Source organism: Methylomonas rivi, assembly GCF_024505165.1.
Classification (GTDB): Bacteria; Pseudomonadota; Gammaproteobacteria; order Methylococcales; family Methylomonadaceae; genus Methylomonas; species Methylomonas rivi.
The window spans coordinates 1-2,115 of record NZ_JANIBK010000280.1; the positions used below are offsets into that span (position 1 = coordinate 1).

Annotated in this window: 2 protein-coding genes and 1 pseudogene; 2 read left to right on the plus strand and 1 reads right to left on the minus strand. The window is 55.7% G+C overall.

Annotated elements, in window-relative coordinates; translation table 11 throughout:
- Positions 1-552, minus strand: a pseudogene (locus NP596_RS21065) (hypothetical protein); the annotation flags it as partial.
- 498 nt (positions 553-1,050) lie between these two features.
- On the opposite strand from NP596_RS21065, the gene NP596_RS21070 reads away from it, so the two are divergent.
- Positions 1,051-1,710: a response regulator gene (locus NP596_RS21070; protein WP_256617349.1), complete on the plus strand. Its 660-nt coding sequence runs from the start codon at positions 1,051-1,053 to the stop codon at positions 1,708-1,710.
- Between the two features lie 132 nt (positions 1,711-1,842).
- A partial coding sequence (locus NP596_RS21075; protein WP_256617350.1) for a lipase family protein occupies positions 1,843-2,115 on the plus strand: 273 nt, incomplete at its 3' end.

Consider the following 2,115-nt stretch of genomic DNA (forward strand, 5'->3'; position numbering starts at 1 on the left):
ACTGCCGAAGCCGCCGCTACGGCCGCCGCCGAAGCCGCCCGTGCCGCCCATGCCCATACCGCCGCTCATCACCGGATTGAAACTGACCCGCACGCGAGGCGCATACAAATTCTGAATCGCCATGGCGATGGCAATCACATTGGGGTTGCGCAATTGAAAAACCTTGATGTTGTCATCCTGGCCCAGGATCAAATCCTTGCTGTACTCTTCCTTGGTCATCAGCCGGAAAGTACCCTGGCCACTGTCGTCGTAGCGGTACCACAGGTCGCTGATGCGGCAGATGGCTTTGATGGCGTCTTCCAGGGTGACTTTTTTCAGGAAAATGGTGACGTCTTTCTTGCCGGCTTCCGGGGTGGCGACGATGTTGACCTTGGCGTCCTCGGCCAAAACCCGGATGATGTCGGCAACCTTGGAATCCTTGAACTCCAGTTCCGTCATGAAAAATGGGCCGCCCTCCGCGAATGCCGGGCTGGTTATCATCGATAGCATGATGGTTACAACGGATAGGTATTGGGTCAGCAGGTGGTTTAAGGGTTGTTTTTGGGTTCTCATTTCTTACCGCGCACGCGCCGGCCACATCAATCGATAGCTCGCTTCCCCCTCCGGCGGCCAAAAAAAATCCGCGCCGCAAACACTGTCGCGGCGCAGATTGATCGGTAAAAATCGAGGAAACACATCCAACTTGGGTTTTAGTCCTGAAACATCCTTGTCGCGACAACTCCCGGCAATCCGTTAACCGAGTCGCATTTTAATGGCCGGCCTCGCCGGCCAATAGGGAATAAAGCCTTGATTTGATCGGGAATTATTCCCGTATGATGCGTTTAACCGGATATTTTATCGGACTCGAATCAGCATAAAACAGGGCTGTAAGCCTTGATTTCAGCGGGTTATTTTCCTGTTTACCCGTCGCTATTCGGAAGCGTTTGTAATCAAAAGGGAAATTCTCCCAATAGCAATCCGCTCCGCTTAAGGCGACCATTTAGCCCGCTGGGGACGCCAGCCGTCCGGGATTCCGGGGCGAATTATTTTAGGTATCGGGAGTAAATTGTTTTGAGCGGAAAGATCAGCGTGCTGTTGGTGGACGACCATGCGGTGGTGCGAACCGGGTTTAAGACCTATCTGGAGTTATCGGAAAAAATCGGCGCCGTATTCGAGAGCGATCGCTGCGAAAGCGCCTGCCGGCTTTACGAGCTGCACCAACCGGACGTGGTGGTGATGGATTTATCGATGCCTGGCATCGGCGGCTTCGAGACGATCCGCCGGCTGCTGATCCGCGACCCGCATTGCAAGATCCTGGTATTCAGCATACACGATGAATTGATCTACGTGGCCCGCGCCATCAAGGCCGGCGTAAAGGGCTATCTGGTGAAAAACAGCGACCCCGAACTCTTGATAACGGCGGTTACCGGCATTGCCGCCGGCGGCACGTTTGTCGCGCCGGCATTGGCGCAAAAGCTGGCGATGAGCGCAACCGACGAAGTATTGCAGGAACAAAGAATCAAGCAATTAACCCCGCGCGAGTTCGACATTTTTTGCTTGCTAGCCAAGGGGAAAAGCACCCGCGAAGTAGCCGATCAATTGTTTGTCAGCCACAAAACCGTATGCAACAACAGCACCACCATTAAAGACAAGCTGGGCATCAAGACCCTGTCGGAACTGGCCTTGCTGGCCAACCGCCATGGCATAGTCAAAGAGGTGGAAGGCCGATAAGGGATTGATTGCCCGTCGGTATCGGGGCATTTTCCAGCGCCGTTCTCCGCCGCCGCGAGCCGGGAAAATTTCCGTTTCTTGCCGATTCGTTGGATCATAGCCCGCTTTTCCATTCAGACTTGCGGTGGCGCCGTGCCGATCACTTTATTCATCATACAGTCCGACTCCGAGGCACCCTACGCCGAAAGCAGCGCTATGGCGGCGCTCGGCGTGGCGGTGTCCCTCATCGATCCCGCCGAATTGCCGGGCGACGCGGCAAAATGTCCCGACGTTGTAGTGTTGCGCGCCCGGTCCGCGGCCGAGTTATCGGCGCAAATCGACCAAGTGCGCGCCGTTTATCCGGCCTGTAAGTTGATCATCGTGGCCGAAAGCGCCGGCAGCCTTGCCCTGGCCGGGTTACAGGCC